Raw genomic sequence first — 25,573 nt, forward strand, 5'->3', positions numbered from 1 at the left:
GCGCGTCCGGGTTCGCGTTCATCATCGTCGAGTCGGAGTCCCGCGCACCAGGCCCGACGATCCCGTGCTGTCCCGCGGATGTCCCGGCCGAGACGAACCTCCTAGCCACAACCCGTACGTTCGTCCATGCTGGGGAATGTGGCCGAATCTGCCGCACCGGCTCCCGTCGTGTCGCCGGGCCTCTCCGTCGAGGTCGTGGTGGCCGGCTTGCTGTTCGCCGCCAGCGCCGGCACGACCGGCCTCGCCGCGCTCGAGCGCCAGGACCCACCGTCCGCGCTCCTCCTCCTGGGCTGGCCTCTCTTCGCGGTGGCAGGTGCTGTGCTGGTGGACCAGCAGCCGGGTTCGAGGGTCGGCAGGACCCTCATACTGCTCTCGCTCGGAGCGGTCGTCGCGACCGCGTGGTCGGCCGCGCGGTTCGGCGTACCGGAGGCGCCTGACCTGGCGAACGGCACGGCGGAGCTGTCGGCACTGCTCGCGTCCGCGGTGGCGATCTCGGTGCCCTGGGCGTTTCGGCCCCCGTACGCAGTGCGACCGGCGCTTGCGGCGTCCGCAATCGGTGTGACCGGAGGCTTGGTCGTCCTCGTAGCAGAGTCCGGAGCGATCGACGAGGCGCTGCGCGTCCCGGGATGGGTGCTCGTCACGCTCGGCACGCTGGGCGTCTGGTCGCTGGTCCTCGGGTCTGCCCAGACTGACAGCCGCAACGAGCGCCGCCGGGTGGCCTGGGCCGTGGTGCTGCTTGCCGTTGCGGCTGGCGTGCTCGCCGTGACGTGGCAGCTTTGGCCCGGGACGGCGGGCTACTACGCCACCGCTTCCGTTCTCGGCCTTTGCCCAGTCGTCCTTGCCGGGCTGTGGACGAGGTCCGGATTCCGCCCCTTGGACGAGCACCTGCTCGACATCGGCGTGGTGCTCGGCGTGCTCGTGACCGCCGCGGTGACCGCGGTGCTCGTGCGACTCGGAGCCGAGCTCGCGAACCAGCCCTCGTCGGACGCCACGACCGTCTTCATCGGGCTCCTCACGGCGCTGATGGCAGCGCCGGCCGGGCTCTGGATCCGCCGGACGGTGCTGGCACGTCGGTACGGCAGCGGCCTGATCTCTCCCGACGACGTCGCGCTGATCACCGCGGACCTGCACGCGAAGACCGAGCCGCGGGACCTGCTCGACAAGGCCGCGCGGATGGTGGCGGCCGCGAGCGGCAGCCGGGGCGCGCAGATCGTGCTCGGGGAAGACGAGCCGGTCGCGCCGGAGCACTGGGTCGTCCATCCTCTCCTGGTCGGCGGCGACCGGGTCGGTGCCCTCGTCGTCGAGTCGGAGAACCCGGAAGGACCCGAGACACGTCAGCAGAGAGTCGTGGCCCAGCTCCTCCCCACCGTGGCACTGGTCGCCCGTGCGGTCGGGCTCGCCGTCGAGGCCGAGCACTCCCGCCGGGACGTGGCCCGGGAGCGCGACGCCGAACGGAGGCGGGTCCTCGGTGACCTCCACGACGGGCTGGGACCCGTCCTGGCCGGTATGAGCATGCGTGTGCAGGCCGCACGGCGGACTCCTGAGTCCACCGAGACCGAGAAGCTGCTCGCCGACCTGGCCGCCGACCTCGCGGCCAGCCGGACCGACCTGCGCCGCATCGTCGCCGGGATCACCCCGTCGATGCTCGACGACGGCGACCTGGAGTCCGCCCTGCGGGCGTTGGTCCAGTCCTTCGGCTCGCCGGTCGACGGATGTCGCGTGGCCCTCGACGTGCAGCTCGACGCCGCGTTGTCCCCGGTGGTCAAGGTCGCGGTCTACCGCTCGGTCGCCGAAGGCGTGACCAATGCACTCCGCCACGCGGCCGCGTCGTCGATCGCCGTACGTGTGGACACCGATGCCGGGATGGTTCGCGTCGACGTCGTCGACGACGGACGCGGTGGCCCGGTCGTGCCAGGCGTGGGACTCTCCTCGCTCACGCAGCGAGCAGGTTCGCTCGGTGGATGCCTGGAGATCGAGAGCGCGGAACCGGCCGGAACGCACCTGCACCTCGAGCTTCCCGCGCTGGCACAGGGCGAGGTCCGGCCATGATCGACGTCCTGGTCGTCGACGACCATCCGATCGTGCTGGCGGGGCTCACCGCGCTGATCGGCTCCGACCCTCAGCTGTCTGTCGCCGGCACGGCACGTACGGCCGCGGAGGCTCGTGAGCTCGTCGGACGGATCGAGCATCCTGCGGTGGCGGTGCTCGACCTCCAGCTTCCCGACGGCGACGGCATCGCGCTCGGCATGGAGCTCAAGCAGTCGTGGCCCGCACTGCGGGTGCTGATCCTCACGATGCATGCCGACGAGGCGACGGTGATCCAGAGCCTCGCCAGCGGCCTGGACGGGTACCTCCTCAAGGACGCCGATCCCGAGGACGTGCTCGCCGCAGTGCACTCTGCGGCGGGCGGATCCATGGTCGTCGGACGCAGCGTGAGTGGGTTCGTGGTCGCCGCTGCGGCCTCTGCCCCTCGGTCCGACGCGCTCTCTGTCCTCGACGCGCGTGACCTGGAGATTCTCGAGCTGATGGTCGACGGACTGCCCACCTCGCAGGTGGCAGCGAGGCTCTACCTGGCTCCGAAGACGATCCGCAACCGGATGTCGGAGATGCTCGGCAAGCTGGGCGTGGCGAGCCGTGACGAGGCGATCGCACTCGGACGCGCAGCAGGTCTCGGTAGCGGCCGGCTGCGCTCCGGACAGCCTCCCCGCACCCCCTGACGGGACGTCGTCCCGCACATCGGGGACCACTGCAGGATGCGCGGCCCTGTCCGCGGGACACCGCCGAAGCCAAGGATCAGGTCATCGACAGGTACGGCGGCACGACGCCGACCGACCACACCCTCAAGGAGTCATCATGAAACTCTTCCGCATCCTCGCGATCCTCCCGCTCGCGCTCATCTCGCTGATGAACGTCGGCTACTCCTTCGGGACCGACCCGAAGCCCGACGTCACGCTCGCCATTGCCGTCGCGGCGATGGGTGTCGCCGGTCTCGTTGCGGTGTACGGGCTCGCCCGCAACACCAGGTGGGGCATCCCCGCCGCCCTCGTCGTAGCTGGCGTGAACGTCGCAGCCGCGGCTCTCGCGATCGTTGCCGATGAGGAAGGCGCGATCGTCGGCCTCGTCGTCAGTGCGATCGCTCTCGCCCTGGCTTTCGCCGCCTGGTCGGCCCAGCGCAAGGTGTCGGTGGCCTGAATGCGTTGCCTCCTTGCCGTCCCTGAGCTCGGGCGGCTGGACGTCGCCGGCACCGGCACCCGTCGAAGCGTTCGTGACGCCGGTGCGCTGAGACCAGCCTCACCCCATCCCAGTCCGAGGAGGACGGCATGAGCTCCAAGACCGACACTGCACCACCAACCAGCCCGGCGCCGGCGAACCCCGTCCGTGATCGACGTGGGTTCTGGCGGATCCTGCTCGCGGTCATCGCGCCGCTGCCGTTCCTCGCCAAGGGCGTCTACTACCTCCTGACCCCGGTGGCGGGTGACGTCACCTTCAAGGAGTCGGTGACCTCGTTCGAGGCCCACCGCGGCATCCTGGAAGCCCTGAAGTGGTTCGACGCGGTGTTCGTGGTCCTGGTCATCCCGGCCACGATCGCGGCGGCCTGGGTCGCCCGTCGCGGCGCCCCACGGCTCACCACCGCCGGGGCCGCCATCGCCCTGACCGGGCTCTTCTTCGGCATTTCCCTGCTCGGCGGGGTGACGACGCCGGCGATGATGGCCGTCCAGCACGACCTCGACCACACGTCGATGGCAGCGCTGGACGACGCCCTGCACCACGAGCCCCTGCTCGGGATCGCCTCGCTGCTGTTCATCGTCGGGATCGTCTTGGGGCTGGGGCTGCTCGGCGGGGCCCTCAAGCGCAGCCGGGCCGTGCCCGCGTGGGTCGGGTTCGCCGTGATGATCGGCGGCGCGACCCACCCATTCATCCCGAGCCATGTCGGTCAGGGCATCGGCCTGTTCGTTGCCGCCGCTGGCTTCGTCGGCGTGAGCGTCGCCCTGCTGCGGATGTCCAACGACGAGTTCGATCTCCCCGCCACATCTCACATCGTTCGCCACCGTGCCCGCGACGTGGGCAGGCTGCCACATGGAGAGAGAACATGAAGCTGTACGTCTGCTGGAGCACCAACGGAAGCGATCATCACGACTGCCACAAGGCCTACCAGGGTCTGACCGACGCCGGCCACAGCCCGGAGATCGTGAAGGCCCGAGGCCAGGAGCACCTGCCGAGGTTCCTGCAGTTCAGAGTCCGCCGCGAAGTGCACGCCTTGACCGGCTCGTTCTTCGTCCCGGTCCTCCTGCTCGATGACGGCACCGCCATCAACAAGCCAGACGAGATCGTTGCTTGGGCGCAGGCTCAGAAGATCTAGGTCTGGCACGTCGTTGTCATCCTCGAGCTCGAACCGGATGGCAGAGTCCTGCGCGACACCCGGAATCTCCTCCCGGGGCTCACTGGAGCGCGGCGGTGAGGCGCAGCACGTTGTCGACGTACGCCGCGACCTTCGGCCGCGCGAGCCACTCCTCGAGCAGCAGCTCGCGGGAGACGGCCCGGTAGCTGTCCTCGACCTTCCGCAGCTGTGCGACCGGGTCGCCGTCGAAGAGCATCAGCGAGACCTCGTAGTTGAGGGCGAAGGAGCGCATGTCCATGTTGCTCGAGCCGAGCACGGCGACCTCGTCGTCGATGCTGAAGTGCTTGGAGTGCAGGACGGCGGGCTTGGGGTAGAGGTAGATGCGGACCCCTGCCTCCAGCAGCGCCTCGTAGTAGGAGCGCTGGGCGTGGTAGACCATGAACTGCTCTTTGCCCTCGCTGACGAAGAGCTCGACCTCGACGCCACGGCGGGCGGCCGTGGTCACGGCGTACAACAGCGACTCATCCGGCACGAAGTAGGGGCTGGTGATCGAGATCCGCTTCCTGGCGGCGTACATGAGATGGGTGAAGGCGCGCAGGTTGTTCTCGGCGTCGACACCCGGGCCGCTGGGCACGATCTGCCCGGTGACGTCACCGGCGCGCGGTGCCGGGGCGGCTAGCTCGGACCGCAGCAGCTCCCCGGTCTCGGTGTCCCAGTCGCTGGCGAACACGACGTTCAGCGCGGTCACCAGCGGACCCTCGATCCGGGCGTTCAGCTCGACCCACTCGCGGCCGGCCCGGTGGTTCTTGGGCTTGTTGTAGCCAGGCTCGATGAGGTTCTGCGAGCCGGTGAAGGCGACGCGGCCGTCGATGACCAGGAGCTTGCGGTGGTTGCGCAGGTCGGGTCGGCGGATCTGGCCGCGCAGGGGGTTGATGGGGAGCAGCGGGTGCCAGTCGATGTCGGAGGCGTTGAGCCGCTTCACGAGCTTGCGCCAGACCGGGATGCCGCGTGAGCCCAGGTGGTCGAGGAGCAGCCGCACCCGCACCCCACGCGCTGCGGCCCGGTCCAGCGCCTCGAAGAACGGCTCGGTGACGTGGTCGCAGGCGGTGATGTAGAACTGCGCGTGCACGTAGTTCTCGGCCTGGTCCACCGCAGCCGTCATCGCCTCGACGGAGGCGGTGTAGTCGTCGATCAGATCGACCCGGTTCCCCGGCCTGGCAGGCAGTGAGCCGAGCCGCTCGTTCAGCTCGATCGTCGCCGCGTCGACCTCGGAGATCGTCTTCGGGTGCGGCACCCTCGGCAGGCCGCGCACATACTCGGTCACCTCGTCGTTGAGGGCCCGCTGACGGGCATGCCGCCGCCGATCCAGCCGGGTCTGACCGAGCAGCAGATAGCCGATCAGGCCGACTCCCGGGATGAAGAAGATGGCCAGCAGCCACGCCATCGCACTGCTCGGGCGTCGGTTCTTCGGCACCACCCCGAGCGCGACCACCTTCACGAGCACGTCGATGACGTAGATCGACGTGCTCGTCACTTCCCCCGCATTCATGCGGCTCAGCATGCACCACCGACACTCGTGTGGGAATCTTCTGACATGGTTCGACTCTTCCCCGCCGCCCGCCGTGCCATCGCCGCCGAGGAGGCCTCGCCGCCGGTCTGGGAGGTCGACGTCGCCGCCCAGCGTGAGGAGGCTCGCAGGATGGCCGCGGCCGAGGCGAAGGAGGAGGTCGCGCAGGTCACCGGCATCGACGCCGACGGCGTTCCGTGCCGGCTCTACACGCCCCAAGACGTACGCGAGGGGCTGATCGTGCACCTCCACGGCGGCGGCTTCGTCTTCAACGACGTCGAGGTCCACGACCGAGCGTGCCGGAAGCTGGCCAACCGGAGCGGGCTGCGGGTGCTGTCGGTCGACTACCGCAGGCCCCCGGAGCACCCCTATCCCGCGGCTCCCGACGACGTCGACACGGTCATCAAGTGGCTGGCCGACGACCAGCTGCTGAGCACGCTGCCGGCGTACGTCCACGGCGACAGCGCCGGCGGCAACCTCGCCCTCGTCGCGGCGCTGCGCAACCCGGGCGTCTTCGGCGCGATGGTGCTCGTCTATCCGTTCCTCGACCCGTCGATGAGCACCCCGGGCTACACGATGGAGGACGGCTGGAGCGAGGAGGCGGCCTGGTACTGGAAGCAGTACGCCTCGACCGAGGCCGACCTCCGCAACCCCGATCTCGGCCCCTATCTCGCCTCCGACGAGGACCTCCGCAACCTGCCGCCGACGCTGGTCGTCAGCGCCGAGGGCGACATCCTCGTCGACGAGAACGAGGACTTCGCGCTCCGGCTGGCCGACCTCGGTGTCGAGGTGGTCGCCTTCCGCGCGGTCGGGCAGATCCACGGCTTCTGGCGCCACGGGACGACGTTCCCCGCGGCGGAGTCGGTGATGGCGATGACCGCCGGCTTCCTGTCGGGGCGCGGCTCGGGCAGGCGCCCGTGACCGAGCCCTACGACGTCACCGAGACCCGGGCCGCCTACGACACGGTCTCCAAGGCGTACGCCGAGATCGTCGACCCGACGATCACCGAGACGTCCTTCGACGCCGGGGTCCTCGACACGTTCGCGGCCTACGTACGCAAGGACGGGGGCGGGCTCGTCGGTGACATCGGCTGCGGGCCCGGGCGGATCACCGCCTATCTGGCCGCGCGGGGACTCGACGTCTTCGGGGTCGACCTGTCGACGGGCATGATCGCGCAGGCGATGGAGCGGCATCCCGCGCTCCGGTTCGAGGTCGGTGACATGGCGCGTCTTCCGCTCCGCGACGGTGAGCTCGCCGGCGTGCTGGCCTGGTACTCGCTGATCCACACCCCGCCGTCGCGCCGACCCGAGGTGATCGCCGAGCTCGCCCGCGTCACCCGCCGCGGTGGGCGGTTCGTGACCGCGTTCCAGGTCGGCGACGAGCACGTCCGCCACATCGGTGCCTACGGCCACGACGTCACCTTCGACGGCTACCGGCTGCCCGTGGAGGCGACCGGCGCGCTGCTCGAGGAGGCGGGTTTCGAGGTGACCGCGACGGTCGTTCGGTCCGCGGAGGACTGGGAGCGGACCCCGCAGGCATATCTCGTCGCGCGCCGGCGCTGACGGGGGTACGTTGCGCCCATGACGCAGCAGCCCTACCACGTACCCCGCTTCTTCCTTCGCCAGAAGGTCACGCCGTTCGCCAACAAGTACGTCGCCCAGGCCGCCAACCCCGACGGCTCGGAGGGGCAGGTGCTCGCCTTCGCGCAGCAGAAGCGGCTGGCGTTCAAGGAGCAGGTGACGTTCTACGCCGACGAGTCGAAGTCGCAGGCGGTCTTCGCGTTCAAGGCACGTGCGGTGATGGACCTCAACGCGGGCTACGACGTCACCGACGCCGCCGGTGCGCCGCTGGGCTTCTTCCGCAAGGACTTCGGCAAGAGCCTGCTGCGCTCGACCTTCCACATCGAGGGCCCCGGCTACGCCGGCACCGGTCAGGAGCGCAACCAGGTCGTCGCGATCCTGCGCCGCTTCACCGAGCTCGACTTCCTGCCGATCCACTTCGACTACGTGTCGTCCGAGGGTCAGCCGCTGATCTCGATCGAGCGTCGCTTCGCGTTCCGTGACAAATACACCGTCACTGTCCACGATCCCCGCGTCGACTTCCGTGTCGCTGCTGCCGTCGCGGTCGCGATGGACGCGTTGATGCAGCGCTGAGCCTCAGACTCCGGCCGCATCCAGGTGCGGACGGACCAGGTCCAGCAGCTGCCGGTGGGTGACCTCGTCGGCCGCGGCGATCATCCCGCGGCCTTCGTGGAGCCTGTTGCCCTCGAGGTCGGTCACGATGCAGCCGGCGGCCTGGCACAGCGCGATGCCGGCGGTGAAGTGGACGCTTCCCTCGAGGTAGCCGTCGGTGACGTACGCCGCTCGCCGGCCGGCCGCCACCCAGGCGACCGCGAGGGTGGAGGACATCACGCGCGGGCCGAAGTGGGCTCGCAGGCGCGGGTCGGCGACGAGCTGTCCGCCGACGAACGGCCGGTCGAGCGGTCCGTCGCACTGGATGTCGACGAGCCGGGTGCGCGGGGTCGGGGTGAGCGCGGTGTCGCCGCCGCCCTTGCGGACCCAGGCGTCGGTGCCGTCGGTCCAGAAGATCTCTTCGCTGATCGGGTCGGCTGCTACCGCTGCCTGGACGCCGTCGGGTGTCACGAGCGCGACGTTCACCGCGGCGAGCGGGGTCTGGGCGGCGTAGTTGAGGGTCCCGCAGAGCGGGTCGACCAGCCATCTCCGCTCGCTGTCGCCGCTGCGGCCGGTCTCCTCGCCCTCGAACGCGTCCTCGGGCCGGTAGGTCGCGATCGTCTCCCGGATCGCCTTCTCCGAGGCGATGTCCGCCTCGGTCGCGCTGTGATTGATTTCTTGGCCGGTCGGGGACTTGTCGAAGTGGCTCAGATCCGTGCCGTACATCTCCCTCACGACAGCCGCCCCCGCCGTCGCCGCGGCGATCGCCACCGCGTGGTCCGGGAACGCCGCCCGGAACGCGTCGATCGCCGGATCCTGGTGCTGCTCCGGCTCGTCGCCGATGAAGACCGCCACGATCTCGGCCTCGGGATCCTCGGTCAGCGCGGGCAGCAGCCTGTCGCGCCAGCTCCACAGGTTGGGATGGTCGTAGTCCACGTACGCCTCCGCGGGGGAGATCAGCTCGATCGCCCGCTCGAGGTCTTCACGGGACAGCCTGTATGCCGCGGTGCCGCTCTTGTGTCCGACGACTGTCGCGATCACCACCGCCGGGAGGCGGTGGCCGTAGGCGTTGACAAGGGGAAAGTGTTCTGGGGCGTGGGTGGTCGCTGCCGATGGACGGAGGCCGACGCCGTGGGCCTGTGGGGGAGCCCAGCCCTCGATGGCTGTCTCGAACCGTGTTCGTGCCGCGAGGATCTCGTCCATTGTCTTCCACTGGGTCACGGTGGGGGAATCTATCGGGGTGTTCGTCTTGTCCGGGAGTGCTTTTCGGTTGGTTCTTCGGGGTTGGTGTGGGCCGCCGACCCGTTCTCGAGTCTTCTCGATCTGGTCCGGCGTCATGGACCGGCCTTCGGCCGGCGGGCTTCGGCGGGCGCTGCGGCGGCTACGTTGTGCTACGGACCGGTGATGCCCCGGTGATGCCCCGGTGGTCGAGCTTGTCGAGACCACGCCGTGCGTGACCGTTTCTTCGGGGTTGGTGTGGGCCGCCGACCCTTTCTTGGAGGGTGTTATCGATCTGGACCGGCGTCAAGGACGCCCTTCGGGCGCCGGCTTCGCCGGCCGCTTCGCGGTCCTGGACTCCGGACCAGATCGATAAAAGATTTCGCTGGCTATCGGGGCGGCGGCCCGGGTGTGGCCGCGGGGGAGTCTTGCCTCGGACAGGTGGCGTTGGTGGGGTGGAAGAGGTGGCCCTTCGGGCCACTTACCATCCACAGGAACGATGGCGTTCGCTCACTGCGAAAAACGGTGCTGAACAGGGAGAATAAGTGGCTACGAAGAGTGGTGAAGAGTAGAATCGGGCCCATCACAGCACACCTCCGAGGAGAGGGATGGCGATGAGTCTCGGCCGCGAGATCGACCACTGGGGCACCAACCCCGGCGACGCGATCGACGCTGCCTTGAACGCCATCGAATCCGCCCTCCACGAGCTCCTCGCGAGCGACCCAGCCTATTGGCGTACCGGGCAGAAGAAAGACCTCCTGCAACGGCTGGAGAAGCTCCAAGCCCAACAAGCCGCGCTGAAACTGCGGGTCCTCGCCACGGCCGGTGACATCGCCGAAGAGACCGGGGCCAAGGACGCCTCCGGGTGGATGCGGACCGAGCTGCTCGTCGACAAGGCCGTGGCCCGCTCCCAGATCAAACTCGCTGCCGGCGTTGCGAAGTACGACCTGGTTGCTGCTGGCCTGGCGGAGGGTGTGGTGTCCCAGGACAAGGCCCGGGTGATCACCAAGGCCCTCGACGCGATCGAGGCCGACCCGGCCGCCTCTATGGAGGACCTGATCCTCGCCGAGAAACTCCTGGTCGACTACGCGACCCGTTTGACCGCGAACGAGCTCAAGATCATCGGGCGACGCATCCTCGCCGAGATCGACCCCGAACGATTCGAAGCCGCCGAAGCCACAGCGCTGCACCGCGAGGAAGAACGGGCCCAGCGGCGCACCTTCTTCCAATCTCGTGACAACGGTGATGGGACCGTCGACATCCAGGCCCGGGTCTCCCGCGCGGTCGGGGTCCGGTTGCGCACGGTCTTGGACTCGCTCGCGCAGCCGAGGAAGTGGTCGGCCGAGGACAAGGGCATCAAAGCGCCCTATGACCGGTTGCTGGGCCAGGCGTTCGCCCGGGTGATCGAGACCTACGACGTCGACCAACTCCCGCGTCACGGTGGCCACGCGACCACGGTGTTCATCACCATGAGCCTCGACCAGCTCCGCACCGACCTCGGCACCGCCGCCCTCGGGTTCGACGGAGACCAGATCACCGCTGCCGAGGCCCGCCGGATGGCCTGCAACGCCGACCTGATCCCGGTGGTGTTGGGCACCGACTCCGAGATCCTCGACCTCGGTCGCACCGCCCGGCTGGCGCACCCGATCCAACACCGAGCACTCCGGCTGAGAGACAAGTGCTGCCAAGCCGAAGACTGCGACGCACCAGCAGCCTGGACCGAAGCCCACCACCTCAAACCCTGGTCCCAAGGCGGCCGAACCGATCTAGCGAACATGGTGCTGCTATGCCCGAGCGACCATCGCCGCATCCACGACCCCAACCACACCTACGAGCGGCTCCCGGACGGACGGATCCGGTTCACCAGGGCTGCCCGCACGGGCTGATCCAGGCCGGGCGCACCGCCGTCCCGCACTCATCGCCGCACTCATCCGAGCCCCAAACGACGCCCGCTGTCCCGCGGCCCCGCCCAGCTTCGCGCCCGGGCGCTACTGCACCCTGGTGGCGGTGCCGTCCGCGGCTACCCGCCGCCAGTCGACGCCTCACCCGACCGCCCACGCACCCCGGCGAGACCCCATCGCCAGCCACACCAAGGTCGTCGTCGCTGCCCGGACTCTCCCTGTGCTTGTGAAGCGTTCACCGAGTGTCATCGTCTAGTAGAAGCACGAGCAGGCCTTCGCCTGCCAGGAGTCGCCGGCCCGGATCGCCAAGCACCTACGCAGCCCAAGGAATCCGCGCCAGACCCTGCCGCCGACCCGATAGCCAGCCAAAATTCTCGGGGTTGGCCGGTGCCAGGGACCGCGAAGCGGCCGGCGAAGCTGGCGGCCGAAGGCCGTCATCTCGACAAGCTCGATACATCGCCTTGACTCCGGACGACGCCGAGAACACCGTCCGTAACGGGTCGGCGGCCACCAGCAAGAGTGCGTTGACCCACCACCGAGTCCGACGATCACGCAGACGTGGGAGAGGATGGGCGCATGCGCGTCCACATCGGCTGTGACCATGCCGGTCTCGAACTGAAGTCCCATCTGATCAACCGTCTGACGGAGCTCGGCTACGAGCCGGTCGACCATGGCCCGTTCGTCTATGACGCACTCGACGACTACCCGGTCTTCTGCATCCGGGCGGCCGAGGGGGTGGCTCGCGACCGTGACAAGGGGCTCGACAGCCTCGGGGTCGTGATCGGGGGCTCGGGCAACGGTGAGCAGATGGCGGCCAACAAGGTGACCGGGATCCGCTGCGCGCTCGCGTGGAGCGAGGAGACCGCCAAGCTCGCCCGTGACCACAACAACGCCCAGGTGGTTGCGGTCGGTGGCCGGATGCACAGCCTCGAGGACATGACGAAGTTCGTCGAGATCTTCCTGGCCGAGCCGTTCAGCGAGGACGAGCGCCACGTGCGCCGCATCGACCAGCTGCACGCCTACGACGCCGACGGCGTACGGCCGCCGCTTCCCGACTCGGCCAAGGGCCTGGGGCCCGCCGAGGACCAGGACTGAGCCGGGGATGCCCGAGGGGCACACCCTCCACCGTCTCGCGCTCGACCTGAGCGACGCCTTCGCCGGCCAGCAGGTCCGGGTCAGCAGCCCGCAGGGGCGGTTCGCCGACTCCGCGGCGCTCCTCGACGGCCAGGTCGTCGCCGGAGCCGAGGCGTGGGGCAAGCAGCTGTTCCTCGAGTTCCCAGGGGAGCAGTACGTCCACATCCATCTCGGCCTCTACGGCAAGCTCGACCTCAAGGCGCACGCGGGCGAGCCGCCGCTGCCCATCGGCCAGGTTCGCCTGAGAGTGACCGGCAGCGAGACGTACGCCGACCTGCGTGGCGCCACCACCTGCAACCTCGTCACCGCCGCCCAGCGTGACGCGGTCGTTGCGAAGCTCGGCCCGGACCCGCTGCGCGACGACGCCGACCCGGGCCGGGCATGGACGCGGATCAGCCGGAGCCGGACGACCATCGGCGCGCTGCTGATGGATCAAACGGTGCTGGCCGGGGTGGGCAACGTCTACCGGGCCGAGGTGCTCTTCCGGCACCGGATCGACCCGATGCGTCCCGGGAACACGCTCCGCCGGCAGCAGTGGGACGCCATTTGGGACGACCTGGTCGAGCTCATGAAGGACGGCGTGGAGAAGAACCGCATCGACACCGTCCGCGACGAGCACACCCCCGAGGCGATGGGCCGGCCTCCGCGCAAGGACGACCACGGCGGTGAGGTCTACGTCTACCGCCGCAACGGCCAGCCGTGCCTGGTGTGCGGCACGAGCGTACGCACCACCGAGCTCCAGCAGCGCAACCTCTTCTGGTGCCCGAAGTGCCAGCGCACCTACCGGCCCCGGACGAACGTGAAGAAGTAGCCCGCACTACTCTCCGGCCTGCGAGAACGCCCACGCAGCCCCCACCTCGAGACCTAGAGTGAGGCCATGTCGAGCCATGCCTTCGCAGACCGCTTGCGGAGCAACGCCATCCGCCGCAGGTTCCGCGACCCGGAGCTGCGAGCGGTGCTGTGGCTCGGCCTGCTCACCATCGTCCTGACGGTCCTCGCGGCCGCCCAGACGGGCTGGCTTCAGGTGGTCCCGGTGGCGGTCCTCACCGTGCCGCTGCTGCTCGGTGCGGTGCTGCTCGGGCCGCGTACGTTGAGCTGGTTCGTCGTCTTCGTGATGGTGATGATCGTGGTCGCCGCCAGCCGGCTCACGCTCTCCGACCGGGATGCCGCCGCCATCGGTGTGCACTTCCTGCTCGGCGCGATCGTGCTGTTCGTCGCGATGCGCCGCACCTACCTCGGCGTGGGCGGACTGAGCGACGAGCTGATGCTGCTCGACCTGACCCACAAGCTGGACCAGGGGGCCATCCCGCCGATGCCGCCGGGCTGGCTCGCCGACTCGGCGGTCCTGCCGGCGGGCGGCACCCGGTTCGCCGGCGACTTCGTGGTCGCCGCGCGGACTGACGACCGGTTGGAGATCGTGGTCGTCGACGTCTCCGGCAAGGGTGAGCGTGCGGGCACCCGGGCACTCCAGCTCTCCGGCGCGTTCGGTGGCCTCCTCGGTGCGGTGACGCCGGCCGAGTTCCTGCCGGCCGCCAACCGCTACCTGCTCCGCCAGGACTGGGCCGAGGGCTTCGCGACCGCGGTCTACCTCTCGATCGACCTCGGTAACGGTGCCTACGAGATCCGTACGGCCGGCCACCCGCCCGCACTGCTGCGCCGTGCCGCGACCGGCCGCTGGGAGGAGGCGGAGAGCAACGGCCCTGTGCTGGGACTCATCGACGACGTCGACTTCGACGCCTGCGAGGGTGTGCTGGGCGTGGGCGACATGGTGATGCTCTACACCGACGGCGTCGTGGAGGCGCGGGGCGTCGATCTCGAGCACGGCATCGGCAACCTGGTCGCCACCGCCGACCATCTCGCGGTCACCGGACGAGGCGGGGGAGCGCGCCGTCTGCTCGAGGGACTGAGCGCCAGCTCCGACGATCGCGCGCTCGTCGCAGTCGGCCGACGCTGACCGAAACGACCGGTCGAACCCACCAGTAGGGGAGCCGGTTACAGGTGTGAGCCAGATCTATGGCAGGATTTCGCGGGTCGCACGAGGGCGTTGGCTCTCGCGTACGCGGATGTAGCTCAATGGTAGAGCCTCAGTCTTCCAAACTGATTACGCGGGTTCGATTCCCGTCATCCGCTCCAAGTGGCAATTCCCGCTGATTGGGGAGGGGCCCTTGACGGGGCGTAGCGTAGTGGCTAGCGCGCCTGCTTTGGGAGCAGGAGACCGCAGGTTCGAGTCCTGTCGCCCCGACACTCCCCTGAAAAATCCGTACAGCCCCCTGCACGCGACATCATCTAAGAACCAACGACAGGAGACACCCTGTGAAGAGCGCCGTCGAGACGTTGAGCCCGACCCGGGCCAAGCTGACCGTCGAGGTGCCCTTCGAGGAGCTCAAGCCGAGCCTCGACGCGGCGTACAAGCAGATCGCCAAGCAGATCAATGTCCCCGGCTTCCGCCGCGGCAAGGTCCCGCCCCAGGTGATCGACAAGCAGGTCGGCCGCGGTGCGGTGCTCTCCGAGGCGGTCAACAACGTCCTCCCGCAGATGTACTTCGACGCCCTTCAGGAGAACTCGCTCGAGCCGCTCGCGCAGCCCGAGATCGAGGTCACCAAGCTCGAGGACAACGAGGCGCTGGAGTTCACCGCCGAGGTCGACGTCAAGCCGGAGATCACGCTGCCCGACTACGAGGGCATCGAGGCGAAGGTCGACGACATCGAGCTCACCGACGCCGACGTCGAGGAGCAGATCCAGGCGATGCGTGAGCGCTTCGGCACCCTCAAGGACGTCGAGCGCCCCGCCGCCGACGGTGACTTCGTGGTCATCGACCTGAAGGCCACCAAGGACGGCGAGGACGTCGACGGCGCCGAGGCTGTCGGGATGAGCTACCAGGTCGGCAAGGGCGGCATGCTCGACGGCCTCGACGAGGCCATCACCGGCCTGTCCGCCGGCGAGTCCGCCGACTTCAAGAGCACCCTCGTGGGCGGTGAGCTGGTCGGCCAGGAGGTCGACGTCAACGTCACCGTCAACCAGGTGCAGGAGCAGGAGCTCCCGGCGTACGACGACGACTTCGCCCAGCTCGCCAGCGAGTTCGACACCGTCAAGGAGCTCGAGGAGGACGTTCGCGGCCGCCTCGGCAACGGCAAGCGCCTCGAGCAGGCCGCCGCCGCCCGTGACGCCGTCCTCGAGGCCCTCCTGGAGAAGGTCGAGATCCCGCTGCCGGAGAGCATCGTCGCCGACGAGCTCAACGCGCGCCGTGAGGGCATCGAGCAGCAGCTCGGCTTCGCTGGCCTCACCTTCGAGAAGTACCTCGAGGACGAGGAGCAGACGATCGAGGAGTTCGAGGCCGACCTCGAGCGCCGCGTCCGTGACGCCGTCGCCGCCCAGCTGATCCTCGACCAGATCGCCAAGGAGAAGGAGATCGGGGTCGAGCAGCAGGAGCTGACCGAGCACATGATGCGCCGTGCGCAGCAGTCCGGTCAGGACCCGCAGGAGTTCGTCAACCACATGCTCGAGCACAACCACGTGCCCGAGCTGGTCCAGGAGATCCTGCGCGGCAAGGCGCTGGCCCAGCTGGTCGAGGCCGCCACGGTCACCGACGAGTCCGGCAACCACGTCGAGCTGAAGAACCTCCGCCCCGACGGCACCATCGGTGAGGACGAGCCGGAGGCCGAGGCCGAGGCTCCCACCGAGGAGACCGAGAAGGCCGACGCCTGATCTCCCTCAGACGTACGCCGCCCCTGCCCGATCCGGGCAGGGGCGGTTTCGTTTTCGCCGGACTACTGCGCGTCGTAGTTGTCGGTCGGATCCCCGGAGATCTCCAGGTGCTTGGCCGCGCAGTTAGTCGACGACAGGCCCTGCTCGACACACCACTCGAGCGCGGGTGCCGCGGTGTCGCTGGGATAGGGCACCACGACGGCGTACATCCCCGGCTTCACGTACGAGCTCGGCCACTCGCCGGTGTCGAGGAGCAGTACGTCGGGGTGGTCGGTCTTGAGCTCCTGGTAGCGGGTCAGGGCCCGGTGCCAGTCGACGTCGCCGCCGTCACCCGCACCGACGGCCGCGAGCTGCGGGATCCAGGTGCCGATGAGCTTGCTGGCGGCCTCGGTGTCGAGGCGGGAGATGCGGAGCAGCTGGTCCTCCGGAGGAGCGTCCGGGTCCACGGAGGGCGGGCTCGACGGCTCGCTCGTGGTGGGATCGGTCGAAGGCTCCGCCTCGGGCCGGCCGGATCCGACCCCGTCCTTGCCGAAGACGAACCCGAGCACCCCTGCGACGAGCACCAGCACCCCGATCATCACCAGGATCGGGAGGGTGCGTCCCGGACGGCGCGCAGGCGGCGGGGGAGCGTCGTCGAAGAAGTAGGCGCGGGTGCTGCGGGGAGTGGCAGCCTCGTCGCCGACCTCGTCCACGAAGAGAGGACGGTGCGGTGCCGGGGGAGCCAGCCGCGAGGAGCCGCAGCCGATGCAGTAGAGAGCGTCGGGCAGCAGGGCATCGCCGCACGACGGGCAGCGTGACGCCTCCTCGTCCTCCACGGCCGACACCCCCTTCCCTATCCGACGGTATCCCGTGAAGACCGCCATCGTCACGCAACACCAGTAACAACAGCATCACAGACACCATACGCGCGAGTGAACGCAAACGTACGGAACACGGTCGCGGCGCTGTGATCTGAGACACAGACATGCCCTGCAGGCGGCACAGATTCACCTACCGACGGAATGTAGGCCCTACGCTTCGAGGGTGACCTCCAGCCCTGAGACCGTCCGCGCCGTGGTCCTCAACGTCGAGGACACTCCGATGGACCCCGAAGCCGGGGAGCAGCTCGACCGCGGTCAGGGCAAGGTGGCCGGCCTGGTCGGACTGGCCAAGCTCGCCTGGCGGATCACCGCCTTCGCCCGCCGGCCGTTCGCCGCCCCGTTCGCGCTGGCGACGCCGATCATCCGTGGCGTCGTCAACACCGACTCAGGTCCCGCTGTCGCGGTCCACCACGACGGCCGCATGGTCAGCCCGCGGGAGTGGGCCGCCGCCCAGCGACAGACCGGGACGGGTCCCCGGATCCTCGTCCTCATCCCGCCGGCGGGCAAGGACGAGACCGTGTGGGTCGAGGGCTCCCGGACGACCGGGGCGACGTACGCCGACCGGCTGGCCGAGCTGCTCGGCTGGATGCCGTTGCACGTGCACGTGTCGGCCGGCAGCAAGTCGGTGCCCGCCGCGGTCGCGCTCAGCAGCCGGATCCAGGAGTGCGTCGACGCCCTCGCGGCGGAGCCGCACATCGCCGCTGCCGGCTCCCTGCGCATCGTCCTGGTCGGGTACGCCGGCGGTGGCCTGATCGCCCGCAACGCGCTCGGGGTGGCCACCGCCGGGCCGCGGCCCTGGACGACGTACGTCTCCGAGCTCATCGCCCTCGGCACGACCCCCTACGCGGTCACCTCCGCCCCGATCTCGGGCGGCGTCGGCAGGCAGCTCGACGAGCATCTCGCTGGGATCGCGGTGGTTGGGGACGACGAGGCGATGCTGCCGCCGCGACCGGATGTGGACTACCTGCTGGTCACCGACAAGGCGACCTCGCGACCCAACAGGGTCGGGCGTCTCTTCGGGGAGATGCTGTGGTGGCGGCACAAGACGCCAATGCGGTCGCGTCGGGTGCGTGACCTGTTCCCGACCGCGGAGCGCTTCACGCTCTCGACCGCGGAGACCCCGCTCTCGAACCACCCGGCGGTGCACGACGCGCTGCTGCGCTGGCTGGCCTGAGCGAATACGCCGTCGGCGAACATTGGCACACCAGCCGTGGAACAACCGGCTGCGGCGGCTAGTGTCGATCCTGTGAACATCGACTCCAGCGCGGCTGACGCTCACGCCGGTGCCCCAGGGCTCTCCCCGAGCCTGGGCGGCAACGGCGGCGGTCTGAGCCTTCTCGACGACAACATCTACAACCGACTGCTGCGGGAGCGCATCGTCTTCCTCGGCTCCGAGGTCCGCGACCAGAACGCCAACGCGATCTGCGCGCAGCTCCTGCTGCTCTCCGCGGAGGACCCCGAGGCCGATATCTTCCTTCACATCAACTCGCCCGGTGGCTCGGTGGATGCCGGTATGGCCATCTACGACACGATGCACTACATCCCCAACGACGTGGCCACCGTCGGCATGGGCCTGGCCGCCTCGATGGGCCAGTTCCTGCTCTGCGCCGGTGCCAAGGGCAAGCGCTACGCGCTGCCCCACGCGCGGATCATGATGCACCAGCCCTCCTCGGGCATGGGTGGCTCGGCCTCCGACATCAAGATCCAGGCCCAGCAGTCGCTGCACATCAAGAAGGTGCTGCTCGAGCTGATCAGCGAGCACACCGGCCAGAGTGTCGAGCAGGTCACCACGGACGCTGACCGCGACCGCTGGTTCACCGCCGCCGAGGCGCTCGACTACGGCCTGGTCGACCAGGTCATCCGCAGCGCCAAGGAAGCCTCCGACGAGGGCCGTCCCGCCCACAAGAAGGACTGAGGACATGAACTACTACATCCCGCAGTGGGAGGAGCGTACGTCCTACGGCGTGCGCCGGATCGACCCCTACGCCAAGCTCTTCGAGGACCGGATCATCTACCTGGGCACCCCGATCAGCGACGATGTCGCCAACGCGGTCATCGCCCAGCTGCTCTGCCTGCAGTCGATGAACCCGGACCAGGACATCTCGATCTACATCAACAGCCCCGGTGGCTCGTTCACGGCCTGCACCGCGATCTACGACACGATGCAGTTCATCAAGCCGGACGTGCAGACCGTCTGCATCGGTCAGGCCGCCTCGGCCGCCGCGATCCTGCTCGGCGCTGGTGCGCACGGCAAGCGGATGGCGCTGCCCAACAGCCGCATCCTGATCCACCAGCCCTACACCGAGGGCACCTTCGGCCAGACCTCCGACATCGAGATCCAGGCCAACGAGATCCTGCGGATGCGTGAGCTGCTCGAGAAGATGATCGCCGACCACAGCGGCAAGTCGCTGGAGGAGGTCAGCCACGACATCGAGCGCGACAAGATCCTCACGGCCGCGCAGGCGGTGGAGTACGGCCTGATCGACTCGGTGCTCGAGTCGCTCAAGACGCCGGCTCTCGTTTGACCATCGGGCCCCGCGCCGCTCCCACACAGAAGGAGCGGCGCGGGGTACCGTCAGTAACTATTCGGACCTAGCAGCACAAGTCGGGGAAGGAAGGCCACTCGTGGCACGCATCGGCGACGGAGGTGACCTGCTGAAGTGCTCCTTCTGCGGGAAGAGCCAGAAGCAGGTCAAGAAGCTCATCGCGGGTCCCGGCGTCTACATCTGCGACGAGTGCATCGACCTCTGCAACGAGATCATCGAGGAGGAGCTCAACGAGGGCTCCGAGGTGGAGATCGCCGACCTCCCCAAGCCGAAGGAGATCTTCGACTTCCTCAACTCCTACGTCATCGGCCAGGAGCAGGCGAAGAAGTCGCTCGCGGTGGCGGTCTACAACCACTACAAGCGCGTCCAGGCCGGCCTGCAGCCCGGCGGCCCGCAGGGCCCCGGCAAGCACGCCAAGGAGGAGCAGGTCGAGGTCGCCAAGTCCAACATCTTGGTGATCGGCCCGACCGGATGCGGCAAGACCTACCTGGCGCAGACGCTGGCGCGGATGCTCAACGTCCCGTTCGCGATCGCCGACGCCACCGCGCTGACCGAGGCGGGCTACGTCGGTGAGGACGTCGAGAACATCCTCCTCAAGCTGATCCAGGCCGCCGACTACGACGTCAAGAAGGCCGAGACCGGCATCATCTACATCGACGAGATCGACAAGGTGGCCCGCAAGGCGGAGAACCCCTCGATCACGCGTGACGTCTCCGGTGAGGGCGTGCAGCAGGCGCTGCTGAAGATCATCGAGGGCACCACCGCCTCGGTCCCGCCCCAGGGTGGCCGCAAGCACCCCCACCAGGAGTTCATCCAGATCGACACCACCAACATCCTCTTCGTGGTGGGTGGCGCGTTCGCCGGTCTGGAGCACATCATCGAGCAGCGCGTCGGCAAGAAGACGCTTGGCTTCACCGCCGAGGTGCGCGGCAAGGCCGAGAAGGAGTCCGAGGACCTTCTCAAGCTGGTCCGCCCCGAGGACCTCACCAAGTTCGGGCTGATCCCGGAGTTCATCGGCCGGCTGCCGCTGATCGCGAGCGTCGAGAAGCTCGACCAGGCCGCCCTGGTGAAGATCCTGACCGAGCCGCGCAACGCGCTGGTGAAGCAATACCAGAAGCTCTTCGACCTCGACGGAGTCGACCTCGAGTTCACCGACGAGGCGGTCACCGCCATCGCCGACAAGGCCCTCGAACGTGGCACCGGTGCCCGCGGCCTGCGGGCGATCATCGAGGAGGTTCTCCTCTACGTGATGTACGACGTGCCCTCCCGTGGCGACGTCGGCAAGGTGATCGTCACCCGCGAGGTGGTCGAGGACGGCGAGATGCCGACCCTCGTTCCTCGCGAGAAGGAAACCAAGAAGAAGTCCGCCTAGTCCCTTTGAGTCATTTTCGCTGCCCGGGTCGGTTTCGGCCCGGGCGGTCGGACACAATACGCACTGATGATCATCCGTACCTTTCCAGCTCCGTCACTCGGTAGGGAAGTGGCCACGTGAGGTTCCAGAGGGGCCCGGTGATGGCCTACGCCGCCGTAGTGCTCATCGGCCTGCTCGTGATCGTCCAGACCCTCAGCCCGGACATCTCCGCGTTGCACCGGGTGCCGCGCACGCTCTCGGGCCAGGCCGATTTCACGGTGATCCCTCCGGCACCGGAGGACGGCGTCTCCGGGGTGTCGAGGATCCCCAGCACCGCACCGGACACGGACGGCGGGAACGACCGGGACGGCTCCGCCGAGCCCGGCGCGGCGGACGACGAGCCGGAGGCGTCATCCGCGCCGACCGAGCAGCCCGACGCGCCCTCCGACGAGCCGACCGGTCCTGCCGACCCCGGCGAGGACGAGAGCGACACCACGCCGCCGACGCTGGTGCCGTCCGTGGGCCCGATCCCGGGCATCATGGCGCCGCTGCTGTGGCCCTTCGTGGCCGAAGAGGACGCCCGGCCCGTCGACGAGGCCGTGCCGATGTTCCTGCGCCAGCTGATCGCCGCCGACGCCGGTGTCCCGGTCGAGGATCTTCCGATCGAAGAGCCCGAGAAGGACGGCGAGAAGGACGAGGCCACCGAGGCGACGAAGGCGCCCGACGCCAAGGCCGAGGAGCACGAGACCGAGGCCGAGCGGATCGCCGAGAACGCGTGCGAGCTCACCGCCGCGATCGCCGAGGACGTGAAGACGCTGCCGGGAGCGAGTGAGGCTCCCGAGCCGGAGGGCGCGCCGGAGTGCGGTGAGGCGTGCGCTGAGCCGAAGACCCCGGTAGGGTCATCGCCCGCAGCCGAGCCTGAGGCCACCACCGAATCCGCTGAGCCGTCCGACGCTGCCACGACGGAGGCAGCGGAGCCGGAGCAGGAGCCGCAGGAAGGCAGCAAGGACGACAAGGCTTGTGCCGAGAAGTCGGTGCAGTGAGGATCACTCCGATGGCGACCCGCACCACGCCGGAGTGACCGGCCGAGCGAGTCCCCCCGGACGCTGGGCCGAAGTGAGGGACGAAGCAGGCCCCGGACCGCATCGCGGTCCGGGGCCTGCTCCGTCGTTCGGGGCTGAGGCTCAGGCGCCCTCCGGGACCTCCGCCAGCTCAGCGGTGACGGTGATCTCGGTGGCGTTCTCGTCGACGGTGAAGAACAGGTCGCCGATGATGTTGCCGACCCGCTTCAGGTCCGGCGCGGCGGCCTCGGCGTCCTTGACCAGCTTGGCCGGCCCGGTCACCTCGGCCTTGGCCAGCGGGTGACGCATCTTCACCTTCGCGGTGGACTTCGCGCCGCGGATCCCGGTCAGGGTGGCCGCGACGGCGTCGAGCGCCGCGGGGTCGGCGGCGGCAGCGGTGCCGAGCTCCAGCTCACGCGGCCACGAGGAGGTGTGGATCGAACCGGTCTGCCACCACGACCAGACCTCCTCGGTGACGTACGGGAGGAAGGGGGCGAGCAGGCGCAGCTGGACGTGGAGCGCCGTGGCCAGGGTCGCGCGAGCGGACTCGGTGGCTAGGCCGCCGTCCTCGTCGTAGGCACGCTCCTTGACGAGCTCGAGGTAGTCGTCGCAGAACTCCCAGAAGAACTTCTCCGAGGTCTCCAGGGCCGTGGAGTAGTCGTAGGCCGTGAAGGCGTCGGTCGCCTTGGTGATCGTCTCCTTGAGACGGGCCATCAGCGCGCAGTCGACCGGCTGGGTGATCGCGACCGGGTTGAGCGTGGCCGCGCCGACGTTGCCGAGGACGAACTTGGAGGCGTTGAGGATCTTCATCGCCAGCCGGCGACCGACCTTCATCTGCGTCTCGTCGAACGGCGAGTCCATGCCCGGGCGGGTCAGCGCGGCGCGCCAGCGCACCGCGTCGGCGCCGAACTTGTCGAGGATCTCGGTCGGGACGACGACGTTGCCCTTCGACTTCGACATCTTCTTGCGGTCGGGGTCGAGGATCCAGCCCGCGATCATCGCGTGGCTCCACGGGACGGTGCCGTCCTCGAGGTGGGCACGGACGATGCGGCCGAAGAGCCAGGTGCGGATGATCTCGTGGCTCTGGGTGCACAGGTCCATCGGGTAGACCCGGTTGAACAGGTCGGGGTCGGCCTCCCAGCCGCCTGCGATCTGCGGGGTCAGCGACGAGGTCGCCCAGGTGTCCATGACGTCCGGGTCGCCCTGGAAGCCGCCGGGCTTACCGCGCTGCGCCTCCTCGTAGCCGGCCGGAACATCGGTCGAGGGGTCGATCGGCAGCTGGTCCTCGCTGGGCAGCAGCGGCTTGTCGTAGTCGGGGTTGCCCTCGTCGTCGAGCGCGTACCAGACCGGGAACGGGATGCCGAAGAAGCGTTGGCGGGAGATCAGCCAGTCGCCGTTGAGGCCGCCGACCCAGTTGTCGTAGCGGTGACGCATGTGCTCGGGCAGCCAGGACACCTCGCCGCCGCGGGCCAGCAGCTGCCCGCGCAGGTCGGGGTTGCGGCCACCGTTGGTGATGTACCACTGCCGGCTGGCGACGATCTCGAGCGGCTTGTCGCCCCGCTCGTAGAAGTTGGCCATCCGCTGGGTCTTCTTGGGCTCGCCCTCGAGGTCACCGGAGTCGCGGATCATCGCGACGACGGCCTCGCGGGCCGAGTGGACGGTCTTGCCCTTCAGGTCCTCGTACGCAGCGACCCCTGCCTCGGTGGTGATCCACTCCGGGGTCTCGCGGGAGAAGCGGCCGTCGCGGCCGATCAGGGCGCGGGCGGGCAGGTTGAGCTCACGCCACCACTGGACGTCGGTGAGGTCACCCCAGGTGCAGCACATCGCGATGCCGGCGCCCTTGTCCATCTCCGCGGCCTCGTGGGCCAGGACGGGGATCTCGACGCCGAAGATCGGGCTGGTGACGGTGCTGCCGAACAGGTCCTTGTAGCGGTCGTCGTCGGGGTGCGCGATCAGCGCGACGACGCTCGGGATCAGCTCAGGGCGGGTGGTCTCGATGTGGACCGGGGTGCCGTCAGCGCGGTGGAAGGCGACGCGGTGGAAGAAGCCGGGGTAGTCCTTGGCCTCGAGCTCGGCCTGGGCGACCGCGGTCTGGAAGGTGACGTCCCACAGGGTCGGGGCCTCCTGCAGGTAGGCCTCGCCGCGGGCGAGGTTGCGCAGGAACGCCTTCTGCGAGGCGGTCTGGGAGACCTTGCCGATGGTCGTGTACTGCTGGTCCCAGTCGAAGGAGAGACCCAGGGTGCGCCACAGGTCTTCGAAGACCTTCTCGTCCTCGACGACCAGCTGGTTGCAGAGCTCGACGAAGTTGGGCCGGCTGATGGAGATCTGACGCTTCGGGTCCGGCTTCTCCGGCGGCGTGAAGTCGGGGTCGTACGGCAGGCTCGGGTCGCACCGGACGCCGAAGTAGTTCTGGACCCGGCGCTCGGTGGGCAGGCCGTTGTCGTCCCAGCCGATCGGGTAGAAGACCGACTTGCCGTTCATCCGCTGGAAGCGGGCGATCAGGTCGGGGTGGGTGTAGGAGAAGACGTGGCCGACGTGCAGGCTGCCGGAGACGGTCGGCGGCGGGGTGTCGATCGAGTAGACGTTCTCCCGCGGCTGGGTGCGGTCGAAGGCGTAGGTCTTCTCGTTCTTCCACCGCTCGGCCCACTTGGCCTCCAGGCCCTCGAGAACCGGCTTGTCCGGTACGGCGACTACGCGCTGGTCAGCGGGCGTCGTCGTCTCCGGTGCGGTCAGCGTGGGCGTGGTCTCAGTCATGGGACCAAATCCTATGGGCGCACGGTTGCTGGCGCGAAACCCGGTTGAGACGGGCGGTGCGTACGCCTGATGCTGTCGCTCATGACTCCCGCGCCGACCCTCGACTTCTACACCGACCCCGCGGAGTTCCTCGCCGCGGCCGATGGCTATCTGGGCGCCCACCCGGTGCTGATGAGCGTCGTCGCCTCGGTCACCGGGCGAGCCGCGGAGCACGGACCCCTGAAGACGCCCTACGCGTGGTGGGTGGTCGCGCGGGCTGAGGGCGAGATCGTCGGGGTGGCCATGCGTACGGCGCCCTTCGAGCCCTATCCGCTCTACGTCTCGCCGCTGCCCGAGGCGGCGGCCGTCGAGCTCGCGAGGGCGTTGTACGAGCGCGGGGAGCACCCGGGCGGCGTCAACGGGTCGCTGCCGGCCGCTCGCCTGGTGGCCGAGGAGTCGGCCCGGTTGTGGGGCGGCACGGTCGAGACGGCGATGGCGACCCGGCTGTGGGAGCTCGGCGATCTGGTGGTGCCCGCGGCTGTGCCGGGGAAGGCCAGGTTGGCGACGTACGCAGATGTCGCCATCTGCCGGGCCTGGTTCCGGGACTTCGGGCGGGCGGCCCGGGAGCAGTCGGGCAACGCCGATTCGGCGCACGGCGAGGAGCACCATGACGAGGCGGACATGCGTGAGCGCATCGACGAGGGCAGGATCCTGCTGTGGGAGGACGCCGGCGAGGTCGTGCATCTGACCGCGTTCTCCGCACCGGCCTTCGGTGTGGCTCGGATCGGTCCGGTCTACACGCCGAAGGCGCGCTGGGGCCGCGGCTATGCGAGCGCCGCGGTCGCCGAGGTCGCGCGTCGCCTCCTGGAGGCGGGCGTCCGGGTCTGCCTGTTCACCGATCAGGACAACCCGGTCTCCAACCACGTCTACGCCAAGCTCGGTTTCCGCCCGGTGGTGGACATGGCCAACCACACGCTCGTGCGGTGA

At 69.1% G+C, this 25,573-nt stretch carries 23 protein-coding genes and 2 tRNA genes; 21 read left to right on the forward strand and 4 right to left on the reverse strand.

The annotated features are described in order from the left end of the window. Positions 1 to 138: 138 nt before the first annotated feature. From ACIA03_RS12545 to ACIA03_RS12565, 5 genes are all read left to right on the forward strand, one after another. Positions 139 to 2,049, forward strand: coding sequence for a histidine kinase (locus ACIA03_RS12545; RefSeq protein ID WP_396982780.1), 1,911 nt, complete (start codon positions 139 to 141; stop codon positions 2,047 to 2,049). Continuing rightward, complete coding sequence (locus ACIA03_RS12550; protein ID WP_396982782.1) at positions 2,046 to 2,717, forward strand: response regulator; 672 nt, start codon at positions 2,046 to 2,048, stop codon at positions 2,715 to 2,717. Before ACIA03_RS12545 ends, ACIA03_RS12550 begins: the two co-directional genes overlap by 4 nt. Before the next feature lie 136 nt (positions 2,718 to 2,853). Continuing rightward, complete coding sequence (locus ACIA03_RS12555; RefSeq protein ID WP_396982784.1) at positions 2,854 to 3,192, forward strand: hypothetical protein; 339 nt, start codon at positions 2,854 to 2,856, stop codon at positions 3,190 to 3,192. 128 nt (positions 3,193 to 3,320) lie between these two features. Then, a complete protein-coding gene (locus ACIA03_RS12560; protein ID WP_396982786.1) occupies positions 3,321 to 4,094 on the forward strand; it encodes a hypothetical protein in 774 nt (257 codons plus the stop codon). Beyond that, positions 4,091 to 4,360 (forward strand): hypothetical protein, encoded by a 270-nt coding sequence (locus ACIA03_RS12565; protein ID WP_396982788.1) that lies wholly within the window; start codon positions 4,091 to 4,093, stop codon positions 4,358 to 4,360. The genes ACIA03_RS12560 and ACIA03_RS12565 overlap by 4 nt, the downstream gene beginning before the upstream one ends. Positions 4,361 to 4,439: 79 nt before the next feature. Here ACIA03_RS12565 and cls read toward each other — a convergent pair whose 3' ends face one another. Then, positions 4,440 to 5,888: a cardiolipin synthase gene (gene cls / locus ACIA03_RS12570; protein WP_396982790.1), complete on the reverse strand. Its 1,449-nt coding sequence runs from the start codon at positions 5,886 to 5,888 to the stop codon at positions 4,440 to 4,442. 45 nt (positions 5,889 to 5,933) lie between these two features. Between cls and ACIA03_RS12575 the strand changes: the two genes are divergently transcribed. From ACIA03_RS12575 to ACIA03_RS12585, 3 genes are read left to right on the forward strand one after another with little or no spacing between them, the layout of a single operon-like run. Then, a complete protein-coding gene (locus ACIA03_RS12575; protein ID WP_396982792.1) occupies positions 5,934 to 6,827 on the forward strand; it encodes an alpha/beta hydrolase in 894 nt (297 codons plus the stop codon). Beyond that, a complete protein-coding gene (locus tag ACIA03_RS12580) occupies positions 6,824 to 7,468 on the forward strand; it encodes a class I SAM-dependent methyltransferase (protein ID WP_396982794.1) in 645 nt (214 codons plus the stop codon). Before ACIA03_RS12575 ends, ACIA03_RS12580 begins: the two co-directional genes overlap by 4 nt. Positions 7,469 to 7,486: 18 nt before the next feature. Further along, complete coding sequence (locus ACIA03_RS12585) at positions 7,487 to 8,059, forward strand: hypothetical protein (RefSeq protein ID WP_396982796.1); 573 nt, start codon at positions 7,487 to 7,489, stop codon at positions 8,057 to 8,059. A gap of 3 nt (positions 8,060 to 8,062) precedes the next feature. On the opposite strand, the gene ACIA03_RS12590 is transcribed toward ACIA03_RS12585, so the two are convergent. Next, complete coding sequence (locus ACIA03_RS12590) at positions 8,063 to 9,298, reverse strand: inositol monophosphatase family protein (RefSeq protein ID WP_396982798.1); 1,236 nt, start codon at positions 9,296 to 9,298, stop codon at positions 8,063 to 8,065. Between the two features lie 611 nt (positions 9,299 to 9,909). On the opposite strand from ACIA03_RS12590, the gene ACIA03_RS12595 reads away from it, so the two are divergent. From ACIA03_RS12595 to tig, 7 genes are all read left to right on the forward strand, one after another. Continuing rightward, positions 9,910 to 11,181 (forward strand): DUF222 domain-containing protein, encoded by a 1,272-nt coding sequence (locus ACIA03_RS12595; RefSeq protein WP_396982800.1) that lies wholly within the window; start codon positions 9,910 to 9,912, stop codon positions 11,179 to 11,181. Between the two features lie 591 nt (positions 11,182 to 11,772). Next, positions 11,773 to 12,291: a ribose-5-phosphate isomerase gene (locus ACIA03_RS12600; RefSeq protein WP_396982802.1), complete on the forward strand. Its 519-nt coding sequence runs from the start codon at positions 11,773 to 11,775 to the stop codon at positions 12,289 to 12,291. Between the two features lie 7 nt (positions 12,292 to 12,298). Beyond that, positions 12,299 to 13,141: an Fpg/Nei family DNA glycosylase gene (locus ACIA03_RS12605; RefSeq protein ID WP_396982804.1), complete on the forward strand. Its 843-nt coding sequence runs from the start codon at positions 12,299 to 12,301 to the stop codon at positions 13,139 to 13,141. A gap of 66 nt (positions 13,142 to 13,207) precedes the next feature. Further along, complete coding sequence (locus ACIA03_RS12610; protein WP_396982806.1) at positions 13,208 to 14,284, forward strand: PP2C family protein-serine/threonine phosphatase; 1,077 nt, start codon at positions 13,208 to 13,210, stop codon at positions 14,282 to 14,284. Positions 14,285 to 14,389: 105 nt separating this feature from the next. Then, positions 14,390 to 14,463: transfer RNA gene (locus ACIA03_RS12615), tRNA-Gly, on the forward strand. 36 nt (positions 14,464 to 14,499) lie between these two features. Continuing rightward, positions 14,500 to 14,572, forward strand: a tRNA-Pro gene (locus ACIA03_RS12620). Between the two features lie 71 nt (positions 14,573 to 14,643). Next, a complete protein-coding gene (tig, locus tag ACIA03_RS12625) occupies positions 14,644 to 16,035 on the forward strand; it encodes a trigger factor (RefSeq protein ID WP_396982808.1) in 1,392 nt (463 codons plus the stop codon). A 62-nt stretch (positions 16,036 to 16,097) separates the two neighbouring features. On the opposite strand, the gene ACIA03_RS12630 is transcribed toward tig, so the two are convergent. After that, complete coding sequence (locus tag ACIA03_RS12630; protein WP_396982810.1) at positions 16,098 to 16,850, reverse strand: hypothetical protein; 753 nt, start codon at positions 16,848 to 16,850, stop codon at positions 16,098 to 16,100. Positions 16,851 to 17,058: 208 nt separating this feature from the next. On the opposite strand from ACIA03_RS12630, the gene ACIA03_RS12635 reads away from it, so the two are divergent. The 5 genes from ACIA03_RS12635 to ACIA03_RS12655 all read left to right on the forward strand — a co-directional run bounded on the left by ACIA03_RS12635 (position 17,059) and on the right by ACIA03_RS12655 (position 21,835). After that, positions 17,059 to 18,069, forward strand: coding sequence for a hypothetical protein (locus ACIA03_RS12635; protein ID WP_396982812.1), 1,011 nt, complete (start codon positions 17,059 to 17,061; stop codon positions 18,067 to 18,069). A gap of 78 nt (positions 18,070 to 18,147) precedes the next feature. Further along, a complete protein-coding gene (locus ACIA03_RS12640) occupies positions 18,148 to 18,810 on the forward strand; it encodes an ATP-dependent Clp protease proteolytic subunit (RefSeq protein WP_396982905.1) in 663 nt (220 codons plus the stop codon). A 4-nt stretch (positions 18,811 to 18,814) separates the two neighbouring features. Beyond that, complete coding sequence (locus tag ACIA03_RS12645; protein ID WP_396982814.1) at positions 18,815 to 19,420, forward strand: ATP-dependent Clp protease proteolytic subunit; 606 nt, start codon at positions 18,815 to 18,817, stop codon at positions 19,418 to 19,420. 100 nt (positions 19,421 to 19,520) lie between these two features. After that, on the forward strand, positions 19,521 to 20,813 hold the full coding sequence (clpX, locus tag ACIA03_RS12650; RefSeq protein WP_396982816.1) for an ATP-dependent Clp protease ATP-binding subunit ClpX: 1,293 nt from the start codon (positions 19,521 to 19,523) through the stop codon (positions 20,811 to 20,813). Between the two features lie 116 nt (positions 20,814 to 20,929). Continuing rightward, positions 20,930 to 21,835: a hypothetical protein gene (locus ACIA03_RS12655; RefSeq protein WP_396982818.1), complete on the forward strand. Its 906-nt coding sequence runs from the start codon at positions 20,930 to 20,932 to the stop codon at positions 21,833 to 21,835. 141 nt (positions 21,836 to 21,976) lie between these two features. On the opposite strand, the gene valS is transcribed toward ACIA03_RS12655, so the two are convergent. Beyond that, on the reverse strand, positions 21,977 to 24,607 hold the full coding sequence (valS, locus tag ACIA03_RS12660; protein WP_396982820.1) for a valine--tRNA ligase: 2,631 nt from the start codon (positions 24,605 to 24,607) through the stop codon (positions 21,977 to 21,979). Between the two features lie 81 nt (positions 24,608 to 24,688). On the opposite strand from valS, the gene ACIA03_RS12665 reads away from it, so the two are divergent. After that, complete coding sequence (locus ACIA03_RS12665) at positions 24,689 to 25,573, forward strand: GNAT family N-acetyltransferase (protein WP_396982822.1); 885 nt, start codon at positions 24,689 to 24,691, stop codon at positions 25,571 to 25,573.

The sequence above is a fragment of the Nocardioides sp. NPDC051685 genome (genome assembly GCF_044453405.1).
GTDB lineage: Bacteria > Actinomycetota > Actinomycetes > Propionibacteriales > Nocardioidaceae > Nocardioides.

Bases quoted from the DNA above. Each gene is read 5' to 3' on its own strand.
- ACIA03_RS12550 (WP_396982782.1), top strand. From the start codon at position 2,046: ATGATCGACGTCCTGGTCGTCGACGACCATCCGATCGTGCTGGCGGGG.
- ACIA03_RS12555 (WP_396982784.1), top strand. From the start codon at position 2,854: ATGAAACTCTTCCGCATCCTCGCGATCCTCCCGCTCGCGCTCATCTCG.
- ACIA03_RS12560 (WP_396982786.1), top strand. From the start codon at position 3,321: ATGAGCTCCAAGACCGACACTGCACCACCAACCAGCCCGGCGCCGGCG.
- ACIA03_RS12565 (WP_396982788.1), top strand. From the start codon at position 4,091: ATGAAGCTGTACGTCTGCTGGAGCACCAACGGAAGCGATCATCACGAC.
- cls (WP_396982790.1), bottom strand. From the start codon at position 5,888: ATGAATGCGGGGGAAGTGACGAGCACGTCGATCTACGTCATCGACGTG.
- ACIA03_RS12575 (WP_396982792.1), top strand. From the start codon at position 5,934: ATGGTTCGACTCTTCCCCGCCGCCCGCCGTGCCATCGCCGCCGAGGAG.
- ACIA03_RS12585 (WP_396982796.1), top strand. From the start codon at position 7,487: ATGACGCAGCAGCCCTACCACGTACCCCGCTTCTTCCTTCGCCAGAAG.
- ACIA03_RS12595 (WP_396982800.1), top strand. From the start codon at position 9,910: ATGAGTCTCGGCCGCGAGATCGACCACTGGGGCACCAACCCCGGCGAC.
- ACIA03_RS12600 (WP_396982802.1), top strand. From the start codon at position 11,773: ATGCGCGTCCACATCGGCTGTGACCATGCCGGTCTCGAACTGAAGTCC.
- ACIA03_RS12605 (WP_396982804.1), top strand. From the start codon at position 12,299: ATGCCCGAGGGGCACACCCTCCACCGTCTCGCGCTCGACCTGAGCGAC.
- ACIA03_RS12610 (WP_396982806.1), top strand. From the start codon at position 13,208: ATGTCGAGCCATGCCTTCGCAGACCGCTTGCGGAGCAACGCCATCCGC.
- ACIA03_RS12645 (WP_396982814.1), top strand. From the start codon at position 18,815: ATGAACTACTACATCCCGCAGTGGGAGGAGCGTACGTCCTACGGCGTG.
- valS (WP_396982820.1), bottom strand. From the start codon at position 24,607: ATGACTGAGACCACGCCCACGCTGACCGCACCGGAGACGACGACGCCC.
- ACIA03_RS12665 (WP_396982822.1), top strand. From the start codon at position 24,689: ATGACTCCCGCGCCGACCCTCGACTTCTACACCGACCCCGCGGAGTTC.